At 42.0% G+C, this 22,553-nt stretch carries 22 protein-coding genes; 15 read left to right on the top strand and 7 right to left on the bottom strand.

Annotated features, from left to right (window positions below):
* Positions 1 to 25 precede the first annotated feature (25 nt).
* Positions 26 to 949 (top strand): M23 family metallopeptidase, encoded by a 924-nt coding sequence (locus CFR83_RS04645; RefSeq protein ID WP_108720859.1) that lies wholly within the window; start codon positions 26 to 28, stop codon positions 947 to 949.
* Between the two features lie 69 nt (positions 950 to 1,018).
* Here the strand turns inward: CFR83_RS04645 and CFR83_RS04640 are convergent, their stop codons facing one another.
* From CFR83_RS04640 to rpmH, 7 genes are all read right to left on the bottom strand, one after another.
* Complete coding sequence (locus CFR83_RS04640; RefSeq protein ID WP_088812786.1) at positions 1,019 to 2,887, bottom strand: phosphoenolpyruvate carboxykinase (GTP); 1,869 nt, start codon at positions 2,885 to 2,887, stop codon at positions 1,019 to 1,021.
* An 86-nt stretch (positions 2,888 to 2,973) separates the two neighbouring features.
* Complete coding sequence (locus CFR83_RS04635) at positions 2,974 to 3,852, bottom strand: patatin-like phospholipase family protein (protein WP_423808376.1); 879 nt, start codon at positions 3,850 to 3,852, stop codon at positions 2,974 to 2,976.
* A 6-nt stretch (positions 3,853 to 3,858) separates the two neighbouring features.
* The gene (gene mnmE / locus CFR83_RS04630; RefSeq protein WP_088812784.1) at positions 3,859 to 5,232 is read right to left on the bottom strand and encodes a tRNA uridine-5-carboxymethylaminomethyl(34) synthesis GTPase MnmE; all 1,374 of its coding nucleotides are present in this window, start codon (positions 5,230 to 5,232) and stop codon (positions 3,859 to 3,861) included.
* Between the two features lie 2 nt (positions 5,233 to 5,234).
* Positions 5,235 to 6,908, bottom strand: coding sequence for a membrane protein insertase YidC (yidC, locus tag CFR83_RS04625; RefSeq protein ID WP_088812783.1), 1,674 nt, complete (start codon positions 6,906 to 6,908; stop codon positions 5,235 to 5,237).
* Positions 6,909 to 6,959: 51 nt separating this feature from the next.
* A complete protein-coding gene (gene yidD / locus CFR83_RS04620) occupies positions 6,960 to 7,190 on the bottom strand; it encodes a membrane protein insertion efficiency factor YidD (RefSeq protein WP_243383344.1) in 231 nt (76 codons plus the stop codon).
* A complete protein-coding gene (locus CFR83_RS04615) occupies positions 7,187 to 7,603 on the bottom strand; it encodes a ribonuclease P protein component (RefSeq protein WP_088812782.1) in 417 nt (138 codons plus the stop codon). The genes yidD and CFR83_RS04615 overlap by 4 nt, the downstream gene beginning before the upstream one ends.
* A complete protein-coding gene (gene rpmH, locus CFR83_RS04610; RefSeq protein ID WP_088812781.1) occupies positions 7,563 to 7,697 on the bottom strand; it encodes a 50S ribosomal protein L34 in 135 nt (44 codons plus the stop codon). The genes CFR83_RS04615 and rpmH overlap by 41 nt, the downstream gene beginning before the upstream one ends.
* Before the next feature lie 194 nt (positions 7,698 to 7,891).
* Here rpmH and dnaA point away from each other — a divergent pair, with 194 nt between their 5' ends.
* The 14 genes from dnaA to atpE all read left to right on the top strand — a co-directional run bounded on the left by dnaA (position 7,892) and on the right by atpE (position 22,525).
* Positions 7,892 to 9,340, top strand: coding sequence for a chromosomal replication initiator protein DnaA (gene dnaA, locus CFR83_RS04605; protein WP_279304975.1), 1,449 nt, complete (start codon positions 7,892 to 7,894; stop codon positions 9,338 to 9,340).
* Positions 9,341 to 9,619: 279 nt separating this feature from the next.
* Positions 9,620 to 10,735: a DNA polymerase III subunit beta gene (dnaN, locus tag CFR83_RS04600; protein WP_088812779.1), complete on the top strand. Its 1,116-nt coding sequence runs from the start codon at positions 9,620 to 9,622 to the stop codon at positions 10,733 to 10,735.
* Between the two features lie 25 nt (positions 10,736 to 10,760).
* Entirely contained in the window at positions 10,761 to 13,259 is a 2,499-nt protein-coding gene (gene gyrB, locus CFR83_RS04595; RefSeq protein ID WP_088812778.1) for a DNA topoisomerase (ATP-hydrolyzing) subunit B, read from the top strand.
* Entirely contained in the window at positions 13,252 to 13,725 is a 474-nt protein-coding gene (locus CFR83_RS04590) for an SET domain-containing protein (protein ID WP_088812777.1), read from the top strand. Before gyrB ends, CFR83_RS04590 begins: the two co-directional genes overlap by 8 nt.
* 7 nt (positions 13,726 to 13,732) lie before the next feature.
* Positions 13,733 to 13,969, top strand: a complete 237-nt coding sequence (locus tag CFR83_RS04585; protein ID WP_088812776.1) for a DUF3717 domain-containing protein — start codon at positions 13,733 to 13,735, stop codon at positions 13,967 to 13,969.
* A complete protein-coding gene (locus tag CFR83_RS04580) occupies positions 13,953 to 15,584 on the top strand; it encodes a GMC family oxidoreductase (protein ID WP_088812775.1) in 1,632 nt (543 codons plus the stop codon). Before CFR83_RS04585 ends, CFR83_RS04580 begins: the two co-directional genes overlap by 17 nt.
* 4 nt (positions 15,585 to 15,588) lie before the next feature.
* Positions 15,589 to 16,377, top strand: a complete 789-nt coding sequence (locus CFR83_RS04575; RefSeq protein WP_088812774.1) for a TSUP family transporter — start codon at positions 15,589 to 15,591, stop codon at positions 16,375 to 16,377.
* Between the two features lie 95 nt (positions 16,378 to 16,472).
* Positions 16,473 to 18,392 carry a tRNA uridine-5-carboxymethylaminomethyl(34) synthesis enzyme MnmG gene (gene mnmG / locus CFR83_RS04570; RefSeq protein WP_088812773.1) on the top strand — a complete coding sequence of 640 codons (1,920 nt, stop codon included), beginning with the start codon at positions 16,473 to 16,475 and terminating at the stop codon, positions 18,390 to 18,392.
* Complete coding sequence (gene rsmG, locus CFR83_RS04565) at positions 18,392 to 19,087, top strand: 16S rRNA (guanine(527)-N(7))-methyltransferase RsmG (protein ID WP_088812772.1); 696 nt, start codon at positions 18,392 to 18,394, stop codon at positions 19,085 to 19,087. Before mnmG ends, rsmG begins: the two co-directional genes overlap by 1 nt.
* 24 nt (positions 19,088 to 19,111) lie before the next feature.
* Positions 19,112 to 19,882, top strand: a complete 771-nt coding sequence (locus CFR83_RS04560) for a ParA family protein (protein ID WP_088812771.1) — start codon at positions 19,112 to 19,114, stop codon at positions 19,880 to 19,882.
* Between the two features lie 9 nt (positions 19,883 to 19,891).
* The gene (locus CFR83_RS04555) at positions 19,892 to 20,758 is read left to right on the top strand and encodes a ParB/RepB/Spo0J family partition protein (RefSeq protein WP_088812770.1); all 867 of its coding nucleotides are present in this window, start codon (positions 19,892 to 19,894) and stop codon (positions 20,756 to 20,758) included.
* An 11-nt stretch (positions 20,759 to 20,769) separates the two neighbouring features.
* Entirely contained in the window at positions 20,770 to 21,330 is a 561-nt protein-coding gene (locus CFR83_RS04550) for an ATP synthase subunit I (protein ID WP_088812769.1), read from the top strand.
* A gap of 29 nt (positions 21,331 to 21,359) precedes the next feature.
* Complete coding sequence (gene atpB, locus CFR83_RS04545; protein WP_088812768.1) at positions 21,360 to 22,223, top strand: F0F1 ATP synthase subunit A; 864 nt, start codon at positions 21,360 to 21,362, stop codon at positions 22,221 to 22,223.
* A 35-nt stretch (positions 22,224 to 22,258) separates the two neighbouring features.
* Positions 22,259 to 22,525, top strand: coding sequence for a F0F1 ATP synthase subunit C (gene atpE / locus CFR83_RS04540; protein ID WP_088812767.1), 267 nt, complete (start codon positions 22,259 to 22,261; stop codon positions 22,523 to 22,525).
* The last annotated feature ends 28 nt before the right edge of the window (positions 22,526 to 22,553 follow it).

The following is a 22,553-nucleotide window of genomic DNA, read 5'->3' as shown; positions in this document are numbered from 1 at the left end:
TCTCTTAACGTATTGAACAATATTCATGCAATTAATGTGGGTCTCTGGTCCAACGGGCCGGGTTAGAAAGATATCTATTACTTTGAGAACGGTCTCGATGGCCGTAGGTATTTTTGCAGCCTTCTTAATTGCAGTTGGTGGCATTTTGCATTTTGTTGGCTTAAGAATTGCTATTGAGGCTAGACCTGAGTTAGCCCGCGCCATGGGCGGGGTTTTAACTCAAGCAGAGCAGGACAAAATTGAAGAGTCCTACAAAGAACGTTTACGCCTAATCCAAGAAAAGCTTCAGGCAACCACCGATGAAATCACTCAAATCCAAAAGCTCAAAGATCGCTTTATGGAAATGGCAACGCCAGCTGCGGTTAAGTCACAAATTCCAACGTCAACTAGTGGGCGAGGCGGCCCCCTAAAACTAGTTGATAACAAGAACAAAGCTCCGGTAGATTTAATTGATGCTCTAGATGAGTCGCTGCAAGACGTCAATGAGTTCAAGCGTAGCGTTGCTGAAATTAATGCCCTGTGGGCAAAACAACTAACTTGGCTCAATAGTCTTCCAACAGGCACCCCTATCAAGGGCGCTTACAACCTGAGCAGTGGATACGGCCTAAGAATCGACCCTTTTACACAAGCCATGGCTAGACATGAGGGCTTAGATTTTTCTGCATCTGTAGGCACGCCTATAGTTGCATCAGCGGCTGGAGTAGTTAGTAGATCAGGTTGGGACTCGCAATATGGCAATGTAGTTGAGGTAAATCACGCTGAAGGTTTTAAAACGCGGTACGCACACGCTAGCCAGCTAGTGGTTCGTGTTGGGCAAACCGTTAAACGCGGTGACGTGCTAGCAAAGGTTGGCAATACCGGTAGATCCACAGGACCTCATTTGCACTATGAAGTTATTAAGGCGGGCGCGCATATCAACCCCGTCAATATGTTTCCTAAAAATCGTTAATTTGTCGTATTCATATCAAACAAAAAGCCCCATCTAGGGGCTTTTTGCTATTTACTACACCAGGCTCTATTAATTCGCTAAGCGAGCCTCTAGTGCATTTTTAGTTTCTACCAACTCTTTTGGCAAGTGGTATGACAACTGTTCAAATAGCTGATCATGTAACTTCATTTCTTCTTGCCATGCAGCTTTATCAATAGATGTTACTTTATTGAATTGGTCTGCACTGAAATCTAAGCCAGTCCAATTGATGTCGCTGTGTGTTGGTGTTGTACCAAAAATGTTTTCTTGGCCTTTTGCTTTACCTTCAATACGCTCAAGCATCCATGCCAACACGCGCATATTTTCACCATATCCAGGCCACACAAATTTGCCAGCCTCATCCTTGCGGAACCAGTTAACGCAGTAGATGCTTGGCAACTTCGCGCCTTCAGACTCTAGCTTTTTACCCATGTTCAACCAATGTTGGAAGTAGTCGCTCATATTGTAACCAGCAAATGGCAACATGGCGAACGGGTCACGACGCACAACGCCTTGCTGACCAGCGGCGGCAGCTGTGGTCTCAGAGCCCATTGTGGAAGCCATGTATACGCCCTCTACCCAGTTGCGAGCTTCAGTTACTAAAGGCACCGTTGTTGAACGACGACCACCAAAAATAAATGCATCAATCGCAACACCGTCTGGATTATTCCATTCTGGATCAATCACTGGATTATTGGTTGCCGCCACAGTAAATCGGGCATTTGGATGAGAAGCTTTTCTACCTGCAGCCGAATCAGCTGGAGTCCAATCCTTACCCTGCCAATCAATTAAATGATCTGGGGCTTTGTCTGTCATGCCTTCCCACCAAACATCACCATCATCTGTTAATGCAACGTTTGTGAAAATTACATTTTCATTTAGTGATGCCATGCAGTTGGCATTGGTTAAAGTATTTGTGCCAGGAGCAACACCAAAATAACCGGCTTCTGGATTGATAGCAAACAAACGTGTTTTGCCTGTCACAGGGTCTTTACGTGGCTTAATCCAAGCAATATCGTCACCAATCGTTGTTACTTTCCAGCCTTGGAAACCTTGTGGCGGAATTAACATCGCAAAGTTTGTTTTTCCGCATGCCGATGGGAATGCTGCTGCAACGTGATACTTTTTACCCTCTGGAGATGTCACGCCCAAAATCAACATATGTTCAGCTAACCAACCTTGGTCGCGACCCATTGTTGATGCAATACGCAAAGCAAAGCACTTTTTACCTAACAATGCATTGCCGCCATATCCTGAACCATAAGACCAGATCTCACGAGTCTCTGGATAATGCACGATATATTTAGTGCTATTGCATGGCCAAGATACGTCTTTTTCGCCAGCCTCTAATGGTTTGCCAACTGTGTGTACGCAAGGCACAAAATCACCGTCGGAACCTAAAACATCAAACACACCCTTACCCATGCGCGTCATGATGCGCATGTTAATTGCAACATATGCGCTATCAGATAACTCAACACCAATATGTGCAATCGGTGAGCCTAATGGTCCCATTGAAAATGGCACAACATAAAGAGTTCTACCTCTCATGCAACCTTGGAATAAAGGCTGAAGTGTCTTGCGCATTTCTGCTGGGTCCATCCAATTATTTGTAGGACCAGCATCTTCTTTATTTTTTGAACAAATATATGTTCTGTCCTCAACACGAGCAACGTCACTTGGGTCAGAGCAAGCTAAATAAGAATTTTTTCTTTTTGCTGGATTTAGCTTTTTTAGCGTTCCTGCGGCCACCATATTGGCGCATAAACGGTCGTATTCTTCTTCAGATCCATCACACCAATAGACGTTATCAGGCTGTGTTAATGCGGCAATTTCTGCCACCCAGTCAATTAACTTCTGATGTTTAACATAAGACGGCACGTTAAGGGCGGCCACACCTTTCATCGTAGGTTGATTCATGGTTAAGTTAGTAGTTTTGGAATACCGTAAGGATACCACTTGGGACCCTTTTTAGCCTTACAAAGGACAGTTAAGAATTCTCTTAACTAACCAAGCAAACCACCCGAAAATGCAGTCTCTGCATCGGCTCTACCTTGCTGATAAGTCAGGGGCATCAACTCATGATGAGCGTAATCCCAGCTAGAAATTGGTACTGGGCGGGACGGCTGAACATAAGTCAGCCTGAGACCCGGTAACTCTTTGATTAAATAGTCGGGCTGAGAGTATCTTCTTGTTAAAAGCACCAACACTTCACTTCGTGGCATTCCCTCTGGGGCAGGGCTTAAACCATCAATTGGGACGTTATCCACTAAACCACCATCTAATACAGCTTGCCCACCTCGATACATGACAGGTGTAAATGGTGGCGTACATGATGATTGCAAAATCAATTCGATTAAATCATCTTCACTTGAACAATCTTGGGCTCGGATAAATTCACGGGTAAAGCCTATAGTCTTGCCCAAAGTGGGGTGCAAGCTCTTTTTAAAATACTTCTCTAAGTTATAGACAGTTAATCCAACAGCCACCGAAAGCCTTGGCCCTAACCATGCGGGTGTTTTAGCCAAGCCAATTTCTATCTCTGGGCCTCTTTTAATTAAATCAAAGCCTCCACCAAGAATATTTTTTAGGGCTGTGCGATAAATTTGATGGTGCGGAAAGACCGGATCAGATGAAAACAAATTTGCCCAATTTGCGTTTTTCCTAACTTTTTCCAAGGCGTGAGCATAATAATTTAAACCCCACTCAGCGCCACTTTTTCCTGGTCGAGCATAAAAAAGGCACGCCGTCGCTGCTCCCGCACTTATTGCAATTAACTTTTTTGGTGTCTGAGGGATTTTTTCGTTAAGCACATGCCAAAAACCTGCCTGCCACCAACAACGATTACCACCGCCCGCCAGTACCACTTGATCAAATTGGGAAATCACCGCTTACTTACCAATACAAAAAGTACTAAAAATTTTGCCTAATAAATCATCTGGCAAGAACTCTCCTGTAATTTTTGATAATGCGTCTTGAGCCAAACGCATCTCTTCGGCCGCCAGATCAACGGAAGCTGTTTCTCTCTTTAGTAATACCAAGGCATTGTTAATAAACTGCTCTGCCTCCAACAACGCTTCAATATGTCGTTGACGCGCAAGTATTCCACCTTCGGCATCTGGTTGCCAACCAGCCACACTTAATAACTCTTGCTTTAGAGCCTCCAGACCAAGGCCTGTTTTAGCAGAAACATAAAATTCATTTTGAGTATTCTTGTGACAGCTTGAAGCTCGGTCTAACTTATTCCAAACTATCTTTATCGGGACTTGTTTCGTCGCTATGTCTTTAATCTTATTAATTAGCTCTTGATCAAGCGCTGAAATTTCAGCACCATCACTAACATCCATTAGATGCAACACTAAATCAGCTTGCTCTATAGACTTCCAGGTTCTTTCTATGCCAATTTGCTCAACACTGTCGGTTGTTTCTCTTAAACCAGCGGTGTCAATAATATGTAATGGCACACCTTCTATTTGAATTGTTTCTTTTAGACGATCTCTGGTTGTGCCAGCAACTTCAGTAACAATTGCCACCTCTTCGCCAGCCAATGCGTTCATCAATGAACTCTTACCCACATTGGGCTGACCAACCAAAACAATCGTTAAGCCATCTCTAATTACTGCACCTTGTTGAGCAGATTTTTTAACATCCTGAATATTGCTAAGAATATTTTTTAATCGATTGAAAACATCGTGTTGCTCAATAAAATCTATTTCCTCTTCTGGGAAATCAAGCGTTGCCTCCGTAAGTGCGCGCAACTCAATTAGTGCCTCTAAAAATATTTGGATTTTTTTAGAAAACTCGCCCTTTAAAGACTTTGCCGCTCCTTTGGCAGCCAGTGCACTACTGGCATCAATTAAATCTGCAATCGCCTCCGCTTGCGCCAAATCAATCTTATTGTTTAAGAAAGCTCGCTCCGTAAACTCTCCAGGTGCGGCCAAGCGCAAACGATGAGGTTTACCAATTTTCAAACAGTGTTCAATTAAAAGATTTAATGCAGCAACACTGCCATGACACTGGAGTTCCAACACATCTTCACCCGTGTAGGAATTAGGCCCCGGAAAAAATATTGCTAAGCCCTCATCTATTAAATCACCTTGATCATCTTCAAAGGTTAAGAGAGTGGCATGGCGCGGATGAAGATCTTTGTGGCAAAGGGCTTTGCTAATCTGCAAAACCCCTTCGCCAGATAAACGAATAATTCCTACGCTAGCGCGACCCTTCGCTGTTGCTAAAGCAATGATGGGATCGCGTTGTCTATTCATTGTTATGCGGCTTTACTACCACCATAAATTTTATTAATTTGCCACTGTTGCGCAATCGACAAAATGTTGTTTACAACCCAATACAGAACCAAACCTGCTGGGAAGAAAAAGAACATAAATGAAAACACAATTGGCATGAGCATCATCAACTTAGCCTGAACTGGGTCTGGCGGAGTTGGATTAAGCTTAGTTTGTACAAACATAGATATTGCCATCAAGATTGGCAGCAAGCCTATTGGGGCACCAAACCAAACGCCAAACAATGTATCTGGTTTTGATAAATCCTGTATCCACCCCAACCATGGTGCAGCACGCATTTCTACTGACGCCAATAAAACCCAGTACAAAGCAATAAACACAGGAATCTGAATTAGCACAGGAAAACAACCGCCCAATGGATTGATCTTCTCTTTGCGATACATTTCCATCATTGCTTGATTCAATTTTTGTGGCTCACCCTTATAGCGCTCTTTCATTTCTAAAAGTCTAGGCTGAACTTCCTTCATTCTTGCCATTGACTTATAGCTTGCGGCTGATAGCGGGAAGAAAACTAACTTAATAAAAACAGTTAATAAAATAATTGCCCAACCCCAGTTGTTTACAAGAGCGTGGATTTTTTCCAATAACCAAAATATCGGTTTTGCCAAAATGGTTAACCAACCATAGTCTTTTACTAACTCTAGTCCTGGCGCCACGTTTTCTAGCACGCGCTCTTCTTGTGGGCCAACAAATAATTTAAATGTTTCTACTTTTTCTTGCCCAACACCAAACGCATCTAATTTAGATTTAACGCCAACACGAAATTGATTCTTGTCTAATTTTTCAACATACAAATCTTTTGAGTAGGTAGTAGGGGGAACCCATGCGGAAACGAAATAGTGTTGCACCATCGCTACCCAAGCTGTCTCTCCAGCTGGCTGTGTAGATGGAACTTTTGATTTTCCTTTTTCAATATCAGAAAAATCAATTTTGTGGAATTTTTCAGCATCTGTATAAACAGCTGGGCCAGTAAAAGTGCTGTAGAAAGAGCTCTCTTCAACCTTGCCCTTAAATGATGGTTTGCCACCGTCTCGCACAAGCTCTGCATATAAAGTTGCATCTAAATTTTGAGCACTAATATTTTTAACTGTGTGCTTTGCCTCTACAACATAAGAGCCCTTATTTAAGGTATAGGTTTTTTCTAGGCGCACACCATTTTTTTCTGCAACTAGTGTGATTGAGTTATTGGCCTGATTTTTTGTAGCAGTAAAAACTTGGGTATGGTTTGGTAGCTCCGCACCTGAACCAGATACCAAGCCAGTTCTCGCAAAATATTTTCTATCGTTGCTGCGGTCAAATAATAGAACTGGTGATTTATCTTCTTCTAAATGCTTTAACAGGCGCGCCTTACTAACTACGCCACCCAATGTATCTACTTCAAGCTCTAAAACATCATTTTTTAAAGTTAAAAGCTCTCCTGATTTAGGGGCGCTTGTTTGCGTTGGTGCAGCCAAGGCAGTTCCACTTGGCTTTGGCAAATCTTTAGTCCCATTATCTGTAGCGACCGCTTGTTGTTTTGCTGGTGCAGTTGATTTTGAAAACAAGGAGCCTTGGCCTGTTTGCTCTTGCCATGCATTAAATAACAATAATGCGGAAATAGTAAAGATGGCCCAAAGTAGCGTTTTTCTGATGTCCATTGAATTTTTTCTGTATTTAATTACGTAAGCGAGAATTGTAGTGTGAGATTGTTACTTCTTAACGGTCTTTTCTGGAACCGGATCAATGCCGCCTTTTGACCAAGGGTTGCATCGCAAAATTCTATAAATTGCCAACCCCGTTCCCTTTATTGAACCATGCTTTTGTAACGCCTCTATTGCATAACAAGAGCAGGTTGGATGAAATCTGCACTGTGACCCCCAAAAAGGACTCAGCGTCAGCTGATACAACTTAACTAAACCTTGAAGAAACTGACTTATCACTTGCGCAACCTTAAAGAAGCAAGTTCTTTACGGATTTCTAATCGCTCAGACTCTCTCAATTTGTTCTTTGTTTTATCCCCAATTTTTTTTCGCAACCTCAATACCACTGCTTGCGCCGCCTCAGTATCTGGAGACTGCCTGTAAGCCTCTCTCATCAACCGCTTTATCTTATTTCTGTCGACGGCTCTTTTAGCCAGTTTCTTAGGAACAGTTAAAGCAAAGCCATCATATTCATTCAAAATATGACACGCAATAAATTTTGTGGTTTTAGGTTTTTGAGCTAATACTGCTCGTATTAGTGTTGCGTCAGAAAGACGTGTAGAGCGAGGCAACGATTTGCTCGCTCTACAGTTTTCATTACATTGCTGCTGTTTAAACAGCGAGGCGTTTACGTCCCTTGGCACGGCGCGCATTCAAAACATGGCGACCACCTTTTGTTTTCATGCGAACACGAAAACCGTGGGTGCGTTTACGACGAGTTACGGATGGTTGATATGTACGTTTCATAATTATTTCCTAGCGAACCTTAGATTCTCGCTTTTTAATATGTGTTAGTCAATAGATATTTGCATAATATATTTTTATTCACAACCATATCCTGTTGTTTTTAATATATTTTTTAGGTTATTAACAAGTTATCCACAGGTTATCCCCTGACTTATCCTTTGTGGATAACTTTTAAGAGCATCTACAATCCATCCGTGATTACTAATACTCTAATAAATTCATCCTTAAAAACAAATTCGGCTCTTGAGTCATTTTGGGAATTTGTGACAAATTCTTTTTCAAAAGAGCTTTCGCCCCAGCAATTTAAAACCTGGATCAAGCCCCTGTTTGCCTTAAATTTTGATGAATCAACCAATATTTTAGAACTTGCGGCACCCAACAGGTTTAAGCTTGATTGGGCAAAAAATCAATTTAATCAAAGATTTATTGAACTGGCTCAAAATCATTTTGGCAAAGCTATTGTGATTGAGTGGGTGCTAGACCCAAAAATCAAATTGCTAAACACGGAAGAAAAACACCCTGAGTTCATCAGCGAAACAAATAGTGATGGATCTCAAATATCGGTGGGCGTTAATGAGCCTCCAAACGAAATTAATGAATTACCAAGTATTGGCATAGATGGCCGATCAAGGCTCAACCCAAACTTAACTTTTGATAGTTTTGTTACTGGTAAAGCAAATCAGCTTGCCAGAGCTGCTGCTATACAAGTTGCCAACAATCCTGGCTCGTCATACAACCCCATGTATTTGTATGGTGGTGTGGGTCTTGGTAAAACCCATCTGATTCATGCGATTGGCAATCACTTGTTACAGGAAAAGCCTAAAGCAAAGATTAGATACATCCATGCTGAACAATACGTATCGGATGTGGTCAAGGCCTATCAACAAAAGTCGTTTGACAAATTCAAGCAGTATTACCACTCACTAGACTTGCTTTTAATTGACGATATTCAATTTTTTGCTGGAAAACCAAGATCTCAAGAAGAATTTTTTTATGCCTTTGAAGCGCTAACTGCCAATAAGTCTCAGGTCATCATGACCAGCGACACCTATCCAAAGGAAATTTCAGGAATTGATGATCGTTTAATTTCGCGTTTTGATTCTGGCTTAACTGTAGCAATTGAGCCGCCAGAACTAGAAATGCGAGTGGCTATCTTAATGAAAAAAGCCCTATCTGAAGGATTACCTCTAAGCGAGGATGTTGCTTTTTTTGTTGCAAAGCATCTGCGTTCAAACGTTCGTGAATTAGAAGGCGCTTTAAGAAAAATTTTGGCTTATGTTCGTTTTCATGGCAAAGAAATCACGATTGATGTTGCCAGAGAAGCCTTAAAAGACTTGCTTTCGGTACAGAACAGACAAATTTCAGTTGAAAACATTCAAAAGACTGTTGCTGATTTTTATAATATAAAAGTTGCTGACATGTACTCAAAAAAACGTCCTGCTAACATAGCACGACCTAGGCAAATTGCCATGTACATAGCAAAAGAATTGACTCAAAAAAGCCTACCTGAAATTGGTGAGCTTTTTGGTGGTCGTGATCACACAACCGTATTACATGCCGTAAGAAAAATTGCTGATGAACGATCTAGAGATAGTCAGTTAAATCATGAATTACATGTGTTGGAACAGTCTTTGAAAAACTAGTTTTTAGGGTGTGGATATGTTTGTGGACAGCTTATGTATAACTATGGGAATAAGTACTTGGATGAGTTGTTGATAGATTGTGGACAATTCATCTATTCATGCAAAAATGGAGAAGTTATTAAACTTTATCCAAAGGCTATCCAAAAGATATCCACAAGGTTTTAATGAAGGTAAAATACTGATTAATAAATGTTTTTTTAGTTATCCACAGAATTTAGCTGCTTTACTAACTACTACTATAAATATATATACATATAAACAATTACAGGAATAAGAACCATGGAGCTGGTCAGCACATCAAGAGACAAATTGCTTAAGCCACTACAACTAGTCAGTGGTATTGTTGAACGCAAACATACGTTGCCAATTTTGGCTAACTTGCTTTTCAAAAAAAATGGCAATGCTGTTTCATTAATTTCTACAGACATTGAAATTCAAATTACAACTCATGCAGATTTTGGAGTTGGTGCAGACAACTTAAGTACAACAGTTGGTGCTAGAAAATTAGTAGATATCTTGCGTGCTTTACCAGAAGGGCCAATGAGTCTTTCTTTGAAAGATAGTAAGATGGTTGTGCAAAGCGGAAAAAGCCGTTTTACTCTGCAAACATTGGCAGCCAATGAATTTCCAATCATGTCTGAATCTACAGATGTTTCTGCTAGCTGGGAAATGTCTCAAAAATCATTGAAGCAATTGATTAGCCAAGTACACTTTGCTATGGCTCAACAAGATATCCGTTATTACTTAAACGGTATGTTGTTTGTTTTAGAAGGCCAAAGAATTATTGCTGTAGCAACAGATGGACATAGATTGGCTTACAGTCATGTTGATTTAGACAAAGCACCTACAGGTAATGGACAGAAGCAAGAAGTCATTATTCCTCGTAAGACTATTCTTGAGTTACAACATTTGTTAGATGACTCAGATGATCCAGTGGTTATTTCTTTAGCAAGTAATCAAATTAAATTTAACTTTGGTGACGTTGAACTACTTTCAAAATTAGTAGAAGGTAAGTTCCCAGATTTCCAACGCGTCATTCCAAAAGGTCAAAATAATAAATTGGTCGTTGATAGAGAAGCTTTGCAAGCCTCTTTGCAACGTGCTGCAATTTTGACAACGGATAAATTCAAGGGTGTGCGTTGTGTTCTTTCTGATAATTGTTTGACTATCCAATCAACCAACGCAGAACAAGAAGAAGCGCAAGAAGATATTGAAACTCAATACAGTGGTGACAAAATTGATATTGGTTTCAATGTTTCATACTTGTTAGATGTATTAGCCAATTTAAAGAGTGAGTCTATTCAGATTAGCTTAGGTGACTCAAACAGTAGCGCAGTTATTACCCTTCCAGACCAAGAAGGTTTCAAATACGTAGTAATGCCAATGCGTATTTAATAGATTTAGTAGAAAAGATTAATCAATGACCGCTGAAGTAAAAACACCAGAACAACAGTATGGCGCATCCTCTATTCAAATTTTAGAAGGTTTAGAGGCAGTAAGAAAAAGACCAGGTATGTACATCGGAGATACATCTGATGGCACTGGTCTTCATCATTTGGTTTTTGAGGTTTTAGATAACTCAATCGATGAAGCGTTAGCAGGACATTGCTCTGAAATTACCGTAACAATTCATACTGATAATTCAATATCCATTATTGATAATGGTCGAGGCGTACCAACAGGTATTAAGTATGACGACAAGCACGATCCAAAGAGAAGTGCTGCTGAAATCGTTATGACTGAGTTACATGCAGGCGGTAAGTTTGACCAAAATAGTTACAAAGTTTCGGGCGGTTTGCATGGTGTAGGTGTTAGTTGTGTCAACGCATTATCCAAATGGTTACGTTTAACGGTAAAACGTGATGGCAAAGTTCATTTTATGGAGTTTGCTAGAGGGGTTGTTCAAAATCGTGAGTTAGTTGAAGAGTCTGGAGGCATGACTTCGCCAATTAAAGTTATTGGTGAAACTGACAAGCGCGGTACAGAAGTACATTTTTTAGCGGATGCTGAGATTTTTGGTAACGTTGAATACCACTATGAAATCCTTTCCAAACGCATCAGAGAACTTTCTTTCTTAAACAATGGCGTACACATTCGTTTAATTGATCAAAGATCAGGTAAAGAAGAGAATTTTGCTTTTTCTGGTGGCGTTAAGGGTTTCGTCGACTACATCAACAAAAGTAAAACAGTTCTACATCCAAATATTTTCTATGCTGAGGGCGAACGCCCGTCTGACTTAGGCGGAACAATTACTGCAGAAGTTGCCATGCAGTGGAATGATGGCTTCAATGAACAAGTGCTTTGTTTTACGAACAACATTCCTCAACGAGATGGGGGAACGCATTTAACAGGTTTGCGCGCAGCAATGACTCGAGTCATCAATAAATATATTGATGAAGAGGAATTGGCTAAAAAAGCTAAAGTTGAAATCACAGGCGACGATATGCGCGAAGGTCTAACTTGCGTGCTATCAGTAAAGGTACCTGAGCCTAAATTTTCAAGTCAAACTAAAGACAAATTGGTTTCAAGTGAGGTTCGTGGGCCAGTTGAGGAAATTGTTAGCACCTTGTTAACAGACTATTTGCAAGAAAACCCTCAAGACGCAAAAATTATCTGCGCAAAAATTATTGAAGCTGCAAGGGCCAGAGAGGCTGCGCGCAAAGCGCGCGACATGACTCGTCGTAAAGGTTTATTGGATGGTTTAGGACTGCCGGGTAAATTGGCTGATTGCCAAGAAAAAGATCCCGCAAATTCAGAATTATTTATTGTCGAGGGTGATTCAGCGGGTGGTTCTGCAAAACAGGGCCGCGATAGAAAATTCCAAGCAATTTTGCCGCTCAAAGGAAAAATTCTTAACGTTGAAAAAGCACGCTTTGACAAAATGCTTAGTAGCCAAGAGGTGGTTACATTAATTACTGCACTTGGAACTGGTATTGGTAAAGAGGAATACAACGCTGACAAGCTGCGTTATCACCGCATCATTATCATGACCGACGCGGACGTTGACGGTAGCCACATCAGAACATTGCTTTTGACTTTCTTCTATCGTCAAATGCCAGAGTTAGTTGAGCGCGGGCACATTTATATTGCTCAACCACCACTATATAAAGTTAAGCAAGGTAAAAATGAGCAGTACATCAAAGATGATGTTGCTTTAAATGCTTACTTGCTAAATCTAGCACTAGAAAACGCTAGCATTGTTTTGGCAAACGGTTCAATTATCGATAACGAGCGTCTAACAAGCTTATCTACTGACTATCAAACGATTCAAAGCATTGTTGATCGTTTGTCTAGAACTATGGATGAAGGTGCATTACGCGCTATCGCTAATGGCGTGCGCCTTAATTTAGATACCGAAGAACAAGCGAATAAGTCCGCAGAGGAATTAAACAATTATTTCTTGGCCCTAAATGATCGATTGGCAAAGCCACAAATCATTGTGCAAAAGGATGAGCGCACTGAGCGCTATCGTTTGATGCTATCGCGTAGAGTTCATGGCAACACGAAGTTATCAATTATTGATTCTGACTTTGTACATGGCGCAGATTATGAAGCCCTGGCTAAAGCATCTGCAGCATTAACGAATGTCTTGGGTGCGGGCGCTACTGTTAAGCGTGGTGACCCAGATAAGTCAATCAAAGAGGCGGCAGTTAAAGACTTTAGAGAAGCAATGGAGTGGTTGTTGGCAGAAGCAGAACGAGGTGTTAGCCGTCAACGATACAAAGGTCTTGGTGAGATGAATCCTGAACAGTTGTGGGAAACCACCATGGACACAAATACTAGAACCTTATTAAAGGTACAAATTGAGGATGCTATTGCCGCCGACCAAGTATTTACTACTTTAATGGGTGATGAGGTTGAGCCAAGAAGAGCCTTTATTGAAACTAACGCTTTAATTGCAAGAAATATTGATGTCTAAAAAATCTAAGCTTGAACAGTTAATTAAAGTAAAACAATCAGAGGTTCATGGCAAAGGTGTTTTTGCTGTGACCGATATTCCTAAAAACACAAAAATTATCGAATATACGGGCGAGAGAATTTCTTGGAAGGTAGCAGAAGAACGCCACCCACATGATCCAAAGCAACCAAATCACACGTTTTATTTTGGTCTAGAGGATGGGTCAACCATTGATGCAAAGTATGGCGGCAATGAGGCTATGTGGATTAACCATTCTTGCAAACCCAACTGTCAGGCGCTAGAAGAAGACTTTGGTAAAACCACAAGAGTTTTTTTGTATGCCAAGAAAAAAATTAAAAAAGGCGAAGAGCTTTTTTATGACTATGGCTTAGTTGTTGATGAAAAAATGACAAAGCAACTTAAAAAAGATTATGAGTGTCGCTGCGGAGCTAAACATTGCCGCGGTACTATGTTGGCAACAAAATAAAACAGCGATGCTGTTCATTTCTATACAAGATCTTGAATTAGCCATTAATTTTTGGCGTAACAAATCACCGTCGCAGGGTGAAGCTCTTCAATTGTGTCCGCAAGCCTCCGCGTTGGCGAAGCCTTATGCCCTCATGATTATTCAGGGGGCGCAGCGTTTACCGATAGAGGCTTTAAGCGATAACGCAAAATTAGCTTGGGCTGAATATTTGCAAAACCGAGATCGCTATGGCGCAGGCCAATAATCAAGATCAAATCTTTGATCAACCATTTGATTACATTATTGTTGGCGCGGGTAGCGCTGGATGTGTATTGGCAAATAGGCTTTCAAGCAACCCCAGTCTTCGAGTCTTATTAATTGATGCTGGTTCCAAGGATGCCTACCCTTGGATACACATACCGGTTGGCTATTTGTATTGCATTAACAACCCTAAAACTGATTGGCTATTTAAAACATCTAATCAACCAGGTTTAAATAATCGAAGTCTTATTTATCCTAGAGGAAAGGTGCTTGGAGGATCTTCCTCTATTAACGGCATGATTTACATGCGCGGCCAAGCAGAAGACTATAACGCCTGGGCTGAAACAACTGGCGACTCATCTTGGGGGTGGGATGCCGTATTGCCACTTTTTAAGAAGATGGAAGATTATCATGGTGGTGCTAATGAGTTTCATGGGGCCGGTGGGCCTTGGCGCGTAGATAAACAAAGATTGAGTTGGAAAGTTTTAGATGTCTTTCGATTGGCTGCATCACAGGCTGGCATACCTGCTGTAGACGATTTCAATCGTGGCGATAATTTTGGATCATCGTATTTTGATGTTACTCAAAAAAATGGCTGGCGTCTAAACGCATCCAAAGCGTTTTTAAATCCGATTAAAACTAGGAAAAATTTAATCGTGCTGACCAATGCATTGGTTGACCATCTGGTAGTGGATGGCAAGCGTTGCTCAGGAGTGAAATTCAAACATGCCGGTCAAACATTTTTTGCTAAAGCATCTAAGGAAACTTTGTTGTCTGCCGGTGCGATTGGTTCTGTACAAATATTAGAGCGCTCTGGAATTGGTAACGCAGACCATTTGAAATCGATAGGTATAAATGTTGCTCATGATTTACCGGGAGTTGGAGAAAACCTTCAAGATCATTTGCAGATTCGAATGGTTTATAAAATCAATCGTCTCAAAACACTAAATACTATTGCCTCAAATTGGTGGGGAAAACTATTAATTGGGTTGCAGTATTTATTAACAAGATCTGGCCCCATGTCTATGGCGCCCTCACAACTAGGCTTGTTTGCTCATTCATCAAGTGAGCATGTTCGCCCCAACATCCAATACCATGTACAACCATTATCCTTAGATAAGTTTGGCGACCCTTTGCACACATTTAATGCTTTCACCGCCAGCGTTTGTAATTTAAGGCCAACATCAAGAGGGTCTGTTCATATTCGATCAAAAGACCCCGAGGCTTCGCCGCTCATCAATCCAAATTACTTGGATGCTAACGAAGATAAAAAGGTGGCCGTTGATGCGGTTAGATTTACAAGGCAAATTATTGCGCAGTCAGCGTTTGCTCAATATGCCCCAACAGAGCTAAAACCAGGGAAACAATTTACTACCGACAAGGAATTGTTGGGGCAAGTGGGTGAAATTGGCACAACCATTTTTCATCCGATTGGCACTTGCAAAATGGGTAAGCCAGATGATCCGATGGCGGTAGTAGATTCAGACCTAAAAGTTATTGGACTAACTGGCCTGCGAGTGGTTGATGCAAGTGTTATGCCGACTATTACCTCTGGAAATACGGCAGCCCCCACTATGATGATTGCAGAAAAAATTTCTGCCTTGTTGTTGGCCCAGTAAATTGATGGAAATTGATTTATTTAACTGGGGCACTCTACTCCTTCTTTTTGCGGCTGGGTGTGCGGGCTTTATTGATGCGGCCGTTGGCGGGGGTGGTCTCATACAAGTCCCAGCTTTATTTGCCGCCTTGCCTCAATCGATGCCCGCAACCTTACTCGGCACCAATAAATTAGCATCGATTGGCGGAACATTAATTGCCGCTAAAAAGTATTTAAAAGCAGTTAAATTACCTTATTTCATTCTAATTCCTTGCATTGTGACCGCATTTGTTGGCTCCTTTGGGGGCGCATATGTGGTCCGCAACATTGCCTCCGGTCAGTTTAGGGTTGCATTGCCAGTCATTTTGTTTGCCTTATTTATTTATACCTTGCTGAGACCCTCAATTGGATTAACCCATGCGCCCTCAGATCTTGGGGTAAAAAAGATTTTTCAGGCGATAGCAATGGGCGGGGTTATTGGCTTTTATGATGGTTTTTTTGGACCCGGTACGGGGAGCTTTTTGCTGATGGGCTTTATTCGGATATTCGGATTTGATTTCTTGCATGCATCTGCCGCTAGCAAGTTGGTAAATGCGGCAACAAATTTAGCAGCCATCATTCTATTTGGCGCATTTGGGCACATAGTAGTCTTTTTGGGTTTGGCGATGATGCTAGCAAATATGGTTGGTGGTTATGCTGGGTCGCACTATGCTTTGCGTTATGGCAATGGTTACATTAGAGCATTATTTATGTTTGTGGTTGCGCTGTTGATTCTTAAAACCGGTTTTGATGCATTGGGCACACTTAAGTTATAGCCTGTTAGTTGTTTCACGTGAAACAAACCGGAGTTTAATGATTGAGGGCTTTTGCTTTGGGTGATATCATCGCCGCCCTAGCTTGGTGATTTTCTATGGACTTTTCAGTTAAATTTGATGTGATCGTAATTGGTGGTGGGCACGCTGGCTCGGAAGCTGCTTTGGCAGCAGCCAGAATGGGTTGCCGCACCCTATTATTGACTCATAGCATAGAAACCCTGGGTGCGATGAGCTGTAATCCTTCAATTGGCGGCATTGGTAAGGGCCACCTAGTTAAAGAGATTGATGCCTTGGGCGGTGCCATGGCAGAAGTAACGGATTTGGCTGGAATTCAGTTCAGAATGTTGAATTCCAGTAAGGGCCCCGCTGTAAGAGCCACTCGCGCACAGGCTGATCGAGCTTTATATAAAACTGCAATGCGCAGTAAATTAGAGAATCAGAAGAATTTAACAATATTTCAAGCGGCTGTTGATGACTTAATTGTCAATGGTGACGAAGTTTGTGGCGCCATAACCCAGTTGGGGTTGAGTTTTTATGCCTCAAAGGTTGTTTTAACCGCAGGAACTTTTTTGGATGGCAAAATTCACGTAGGATTGGATAATCATTCTGGCGGTCGCGCTGGTGATCCAGCTGCTATTAGGCTGTCTAGTAGGCTTAAAGAGTTAAAACTGCCCCAAGGCAGGCTAAAAACAGGTACCCCTCCAAGAATTGACGGGCGCACCATTAATTTTTCCGTAATCCAGGAGCAGCCTGGAGACTTGGATCCACTACCTGTTTTTTCATATTTGGGTCGACCAGAGTTCCATCCGAAGCAACTGCCCTGCTGGATTACGCATACAAATCAAAAAACGCATGACATTATTCGTGGTGGTCTAGATCGCTCCCCAATGTATACGGGTGTTATTGAGGGCGTTGGGCCAAGATATTGCCCGTCGATTGAAGACAAAATCCATCGTTTTTCAAGTAAAGATAGTCACCAAATTTTTTTAGAACCTGAGGGCTTAACAACCCATGAGTTTTATCCGAATGGCATTTCAACAAGCTTGCCATTTGATGTTCAGTGGGATTTGGTCAGAAGTATTCGTGGGCTAGAAAATGCGATGATTGTTCGCCCTGGATACGCTATTGAGTATGACTATTTTGATCCGCGAGGCCTTATGCCAAGCTTGGAAACCAAGGGAATCAAAGGTTTATTTTTTGCCGGACAGATTAACGGTACGACTGGATATGAAGAGGCGGCAGCACAAGGCCTGTTGGCTGGTATCAATGCAGCTCTGAGCGCTAAAGGCCGTGAGGCTTGGTATCCAAAGCGCGACCAAGCTTATTTGGGCGTGTTGGTAGACGATCTAATTACCAAAGGTGTTCAAGAGCCCTATCGAATGTTTACCAGTCGTGCAGAATATCGTTTAAGTCTCCGAGAAGACAATGCAGACGATCGTTTAACAGAAATTGGACGAACATTGGGCCTTGTTGATGATCGCCGATGGGAGTTTTTCTGCCGCAAAAAAGAGGCTGTTTCACGTGAAACACAGCGGCTTAAATCAACTTGGGTGAGTCCAAAGCTGATTAGCCCTCAGGAATCAGAGCTTTTACTTGGGCAGGTCATCACACACGAGTACTCTTTGGCTGAGTTATTAAAACGACCTGGGATAACCTATGAAACACTCACCACGGCATTTGAGGGTCGGTGGGCTGCCGAGCCACTTGATCAAGATGTTGTTTTAAGGGATCAAATTGCCGAACAGGTTGAAATAGGCGTTAAATATCAAGGGTATATTGATAGGCAGGCAGCTGAGATTGCCCGGCATACATTTCATGAGGAAATGGTTTTGCCGGGCGACATTGATTACGCCAGCGTCCTTGGCTTATCAAAAGAAGTGCAGCAAAAGCTCAATTTACATAAACCAAGCACCTTAGGCCAGGCATCAAGAGTATCTGGGGTTACACCAGCAGCGATTTCATTGTTGTTAATTCATCTTAAAAAAGGATTGGGTCGTCGCCCAATGGCGCATTAATGTCAGATGACTCAACAAAAAAAGCTCTTCTAATAGACCTACTGGCGGGTATACAAAAACTAAATATTGATGTTAACCAGGAGCAGGCAGAGACATTAATAGATTATTTGCTTGAGTTTCAGCGTTGGAATAAGACGCATAATTTATCGGCAATTCATGATCTTAATGATTCCCTAGTTTTGCATTTGTTGGACTCCCTATCAGTTCTGGGATATCTAGATGCTTATGTTGCAAGCATTGACGACCCATCTTCATTCAGTCTCGCTGATTTAGGTACTGGCGGTGGTTTGCCAGGCATCCCTCTAGCAATTTGCCGCCCCAATTGGCAACTGCATTTAATGGAGGCGGTGCAAAAGAAAGCGGTATTTTTGCAACACATTGTTAACAAGCTGTCATTGGCAAATGTTATGGTGCACGCAGCCAGAATCGAGGTTAGCTCGCCAGCTCTTGAAAATCAGATAAGCTGTTGTATTTCAAGGGCTTTTTCAGATTTTGGCAAGTTTTTGACCTTGTCTGCGCCGATGTTAAAAGCCGGTGGCTTGGTGTGGGCTATGAAGGCTAAGTTATTGGAGGATGATTTGAAAACCATTCCTTCAGATTGGGAAATTAAGAAAAATTACCTCTTGAGCGTACCTGGTTTAACAGCAGAAAGAAGGCTATTCGAGTTGGGTCGCGTGAGAGAATTGAGTGCTTGAGTTAATAATTAAATAAAGATTTTCATGGCAAAGATTTTTTGTGTAGCAAATCAAAAGGGTGGCGTAGGAAAAACCACAACTACAGTTAATTTAGCTGCGAGTTTGGCTGCTCAGAACCAACGCGTTTTGGTGGTGGACCTTGATCCTCAGGGCAACGCTAGCATGGGCTCGGGTATAGATAAAATGGGCCTAGAGCAAAGTGTCTATCACGTTTTAATCGGCATGTCTGATGTTGCTAGTGCCAGAGTCAAATCTGAAACAGGTGGTTATGACGTATTGCCAGCAAACAGAGATTTGGCTGGCGCAGAGGTTGAGTTGGTTGAGTTTGAGCAGCGCGAGGAGTTATTAAAAAATGCGCTAGCCCCAGTTTTGGCCGATTATGACTTTGTCTTGATAGATTGCCCCCCGGCCTTATCACTTTTAACTTTGAATGGTCTATGTGCAGCTAATGGCGTAATCGTGCCTATGCAGTGCGAGTACTTTGCTTTAGAGGGCTTGTCTGACTTGGTTAATACCATTAAGCAAGTTCACGCTAATTTGAATCCAAGTTTGACCATTATTGGTCTGCTGCGGGTCATGTTTGATCCTAGAACAACCTTACAGCAACAGGTTTCAGACCAATTAATGGCGCATTTTGGCGATAAGGTTTTCAATACGATTATTCCAAGAAACGTTAGATTGGCTGAAGCCCCCTCTTATGGAATGCCCGGTGTAAATTTTGATAAGAGTTCGCGCGGTGCGCAAGCTTATATGCAATTTGGCGCTGAAATGATTCAGCGCATTAAAACTATGTAATGGAAAAAAATGACTGCAATTAAGAAAAAAGGTTTGGGTAGAGGCTTAGAGGCATTGTTAGGTGCAAACGATAAGCCTGCGACATCAAATCAAGGTGTTGCAATGCTTAAGTTGGGGCAATTGCAGGCCGGTAAGTATCAGCCTCGTAAAAATATGGTTGATGGACCTCTTCAAGAGCTTGCACAAAGCATTAAAGAACAAGGGGTTATGCAACCATTGTTGGTTAGACCGATTGCGGGCGGCAAGTATGAAATTATTGCTGGTGAACGCCGCTATCGCGCAGCCACAATAGCTGGTCTAGCCGAGGTGCCAGTGCTCATTAAGCAGGCTGATGATCAGGCAACGGCTGCAATGGCGTTAATCGAAAATATTCAGCGTGAAGACCTAAATGCCATAGAAGAGGCAAATGGTCTTCTAAGGTTGATAGATGAGTTTGGTTATACCCATGACAAGGCAGCGCAAGCTGTTGGAAAGTCCCGTAGCGCTGTCACGAATCTTTTGCGCTTAGTTCAGTTGACTAATCCTGTTCAGCAAATGCTTATAAAGGGCGAGATAGACATGGGCCATGCCCGCGCCCTTCTGCCTTTAGATGGTGCCCAGCAAGTTAGTTTGGCCCAAAAAATTGCCATTCAGCAGCTATCCGTCCGCGATGCCGAAAAATTGGCAACCCAATTTGTTTTAGCGAAAAAATCTCCCGGCAAGGCTAAGCAGTCTTTAAAAGTAGACCCGGACTTGAAAATGATTCAGGACAAGCTTTCTGATCAGATTAATTTGGCTGTAGAAATTAAGCAAAAACGTCGTGGCGGTGAAATATGTATCAAATTTAGTCAATTTGATGAGTTAGACAGTCTATTCAAGCGTTTAGGCATCGAATAGCGCTAATCTTTATGAATTACATTGACCCCAAGCCTGTAGATTCTGTAAAATCTGCGGGCTTTATGTCTGGAGATGAGCAAAAAGCTCAATCTGTTAGAAATGCTAATTGGGACAGTGAGTTAGAGGGCTCGGAAGAGTTTCCACCGCCACTGAGTAAGGCTGAATTAGAAGCCCTTTTGGGCTCAAATGCCTTAATACCGAGCAAGATAACAGTTAAGCGTTTGTTATTTCTTCAGGGCTTAGTTACTCTGCTCTCGTGGATAGCATGGTCAGCAAAGGGTAAGCCGTTTGGCTTAGACTCTGCCGCCATATCTGCATTGTTAGGTGGTTTGGCGGCAATAGTTCCGGCAACGCTATTTGCAATGCGAGCAAAGGTACTAAGTAGTAGAACAAACGTTATGGGCGCCTCGGTTTTTGCGCTGGTAACAGGAGAATTAATAAAGATCATTGCCACCGTAGCAATGTTCGTTTTGATAATAGTTTTGTATCCAAAGTTGGATTGGTTACCGCTGTTATTAACTTATGTGCTGGCGCTAAAGTGTTATTGGTTAGCTTGGGTACTAAGAAAATAATGGCATACAAGGATAGAGGGAAGTAAACGATGGCAACAGAAGCGACTGGAAAGGCGTTAACGCCTACGGAGTACATTGCTGAGCATTTGCAAAACTTAAATACTTTGCATGCTAAGCAAGAGGCTATTGTTGATTTTTCAGTTATTAACTTAGACACAGTATTTTGGTCATTGTTAATGGGTTTGTTGGTGGTAGGCTTTTTATTGTTGGCGGCTCGTCGTGCAACATCAGGTGTACCGGGTCGTTTCCAAGCATTGGTTGAGATGCTAGTAGAAATGGTTGAGTCACAATCTAAGAGCATTGTTCATGGCGACCGCTCTTTTATTGCTCCTCTAGCATTGTTTGTTTTCTGTTGGATTATCTTGTTGAACACATTGGACTTGGTGCCAGTTGATTGGGTTCATGGCATTAATGGTTTCTTAGGAATTTTTGGCCATGTGCATGTTCCACACCACAAGCTAGTTCCGACAACGGACTTAAACGGCACATTGGGTTTATCAATGTCAGTTTTAGTATTGATGATTTTCTATAGCTTTAAGGCTAAAGGTGTGGGCGGTTTTGTGCATGAGTTACTTTCAGCCCCGTTTGGAGCTAAGTGGTACTTGGCGCCATTTAATTTAGTGTTAAACATTATTGAATTTATTGCTAAGGCCGTTTCATTGGGTATGCGGTTATTTGGCAACATGTATGCAGGCGAATTGGTTTTCTTGCTAATCGCTCTGTTAGGCGGCATCTGGCATTTTGGTGTCGACTTGTCTGTTCTAGGTTTTGTCGGCCACGTAATTGCTGGTTCAGCCTGGGCAATTTTCCATATTTTGGTTATTTTGTTGCAAGCCTTCATCTTCATGATGTTGACGTTGGTCTATATCGGCCAGGCACATAGTCACCACTGATTTTTTATTAACTGTTTTTTTACTTAGGAGTCAACATGCAAGCATTTCTAGCGCAAATTCAAGGTTTAACAGCAATCGGTATCGGCATCATCATTGGTTTGGGTGCTATCGGTGCCTGTTTAGGTATCGCATTGATGGGTGGTAAGTACATTGAAGCTTGTGCACGTCAACCAGAATTGATGGAGCCACTACAAACTAAGATGTTCTTGTTGGCAGGTTTGATCGACGCTGCGTTCTTGATCGGTGTTGGTGTTGCAATGTTGTTTGCATTCGCAAACCCATTGTTAGCAGTAATTAAGTAATTAGCGTAGTTATTGACGGGCGCAATTT

The sequence above is a fragment of the Polynucleobacter victoriensis genome, from assembly GCF_900187875.1.
Lineage (GTDB): Bacteria > Pseudomonadota > Gammaproteobacteria > Burkholderiales > Burkholderiaceae > Polynucleobacter > Polynucleobacter victoriensis.
The sequence above is the reverse complement of the archived record's forward strand: the minus strand, read 5'-3'. Positions and strand labels throughout refer to the sequence as shown.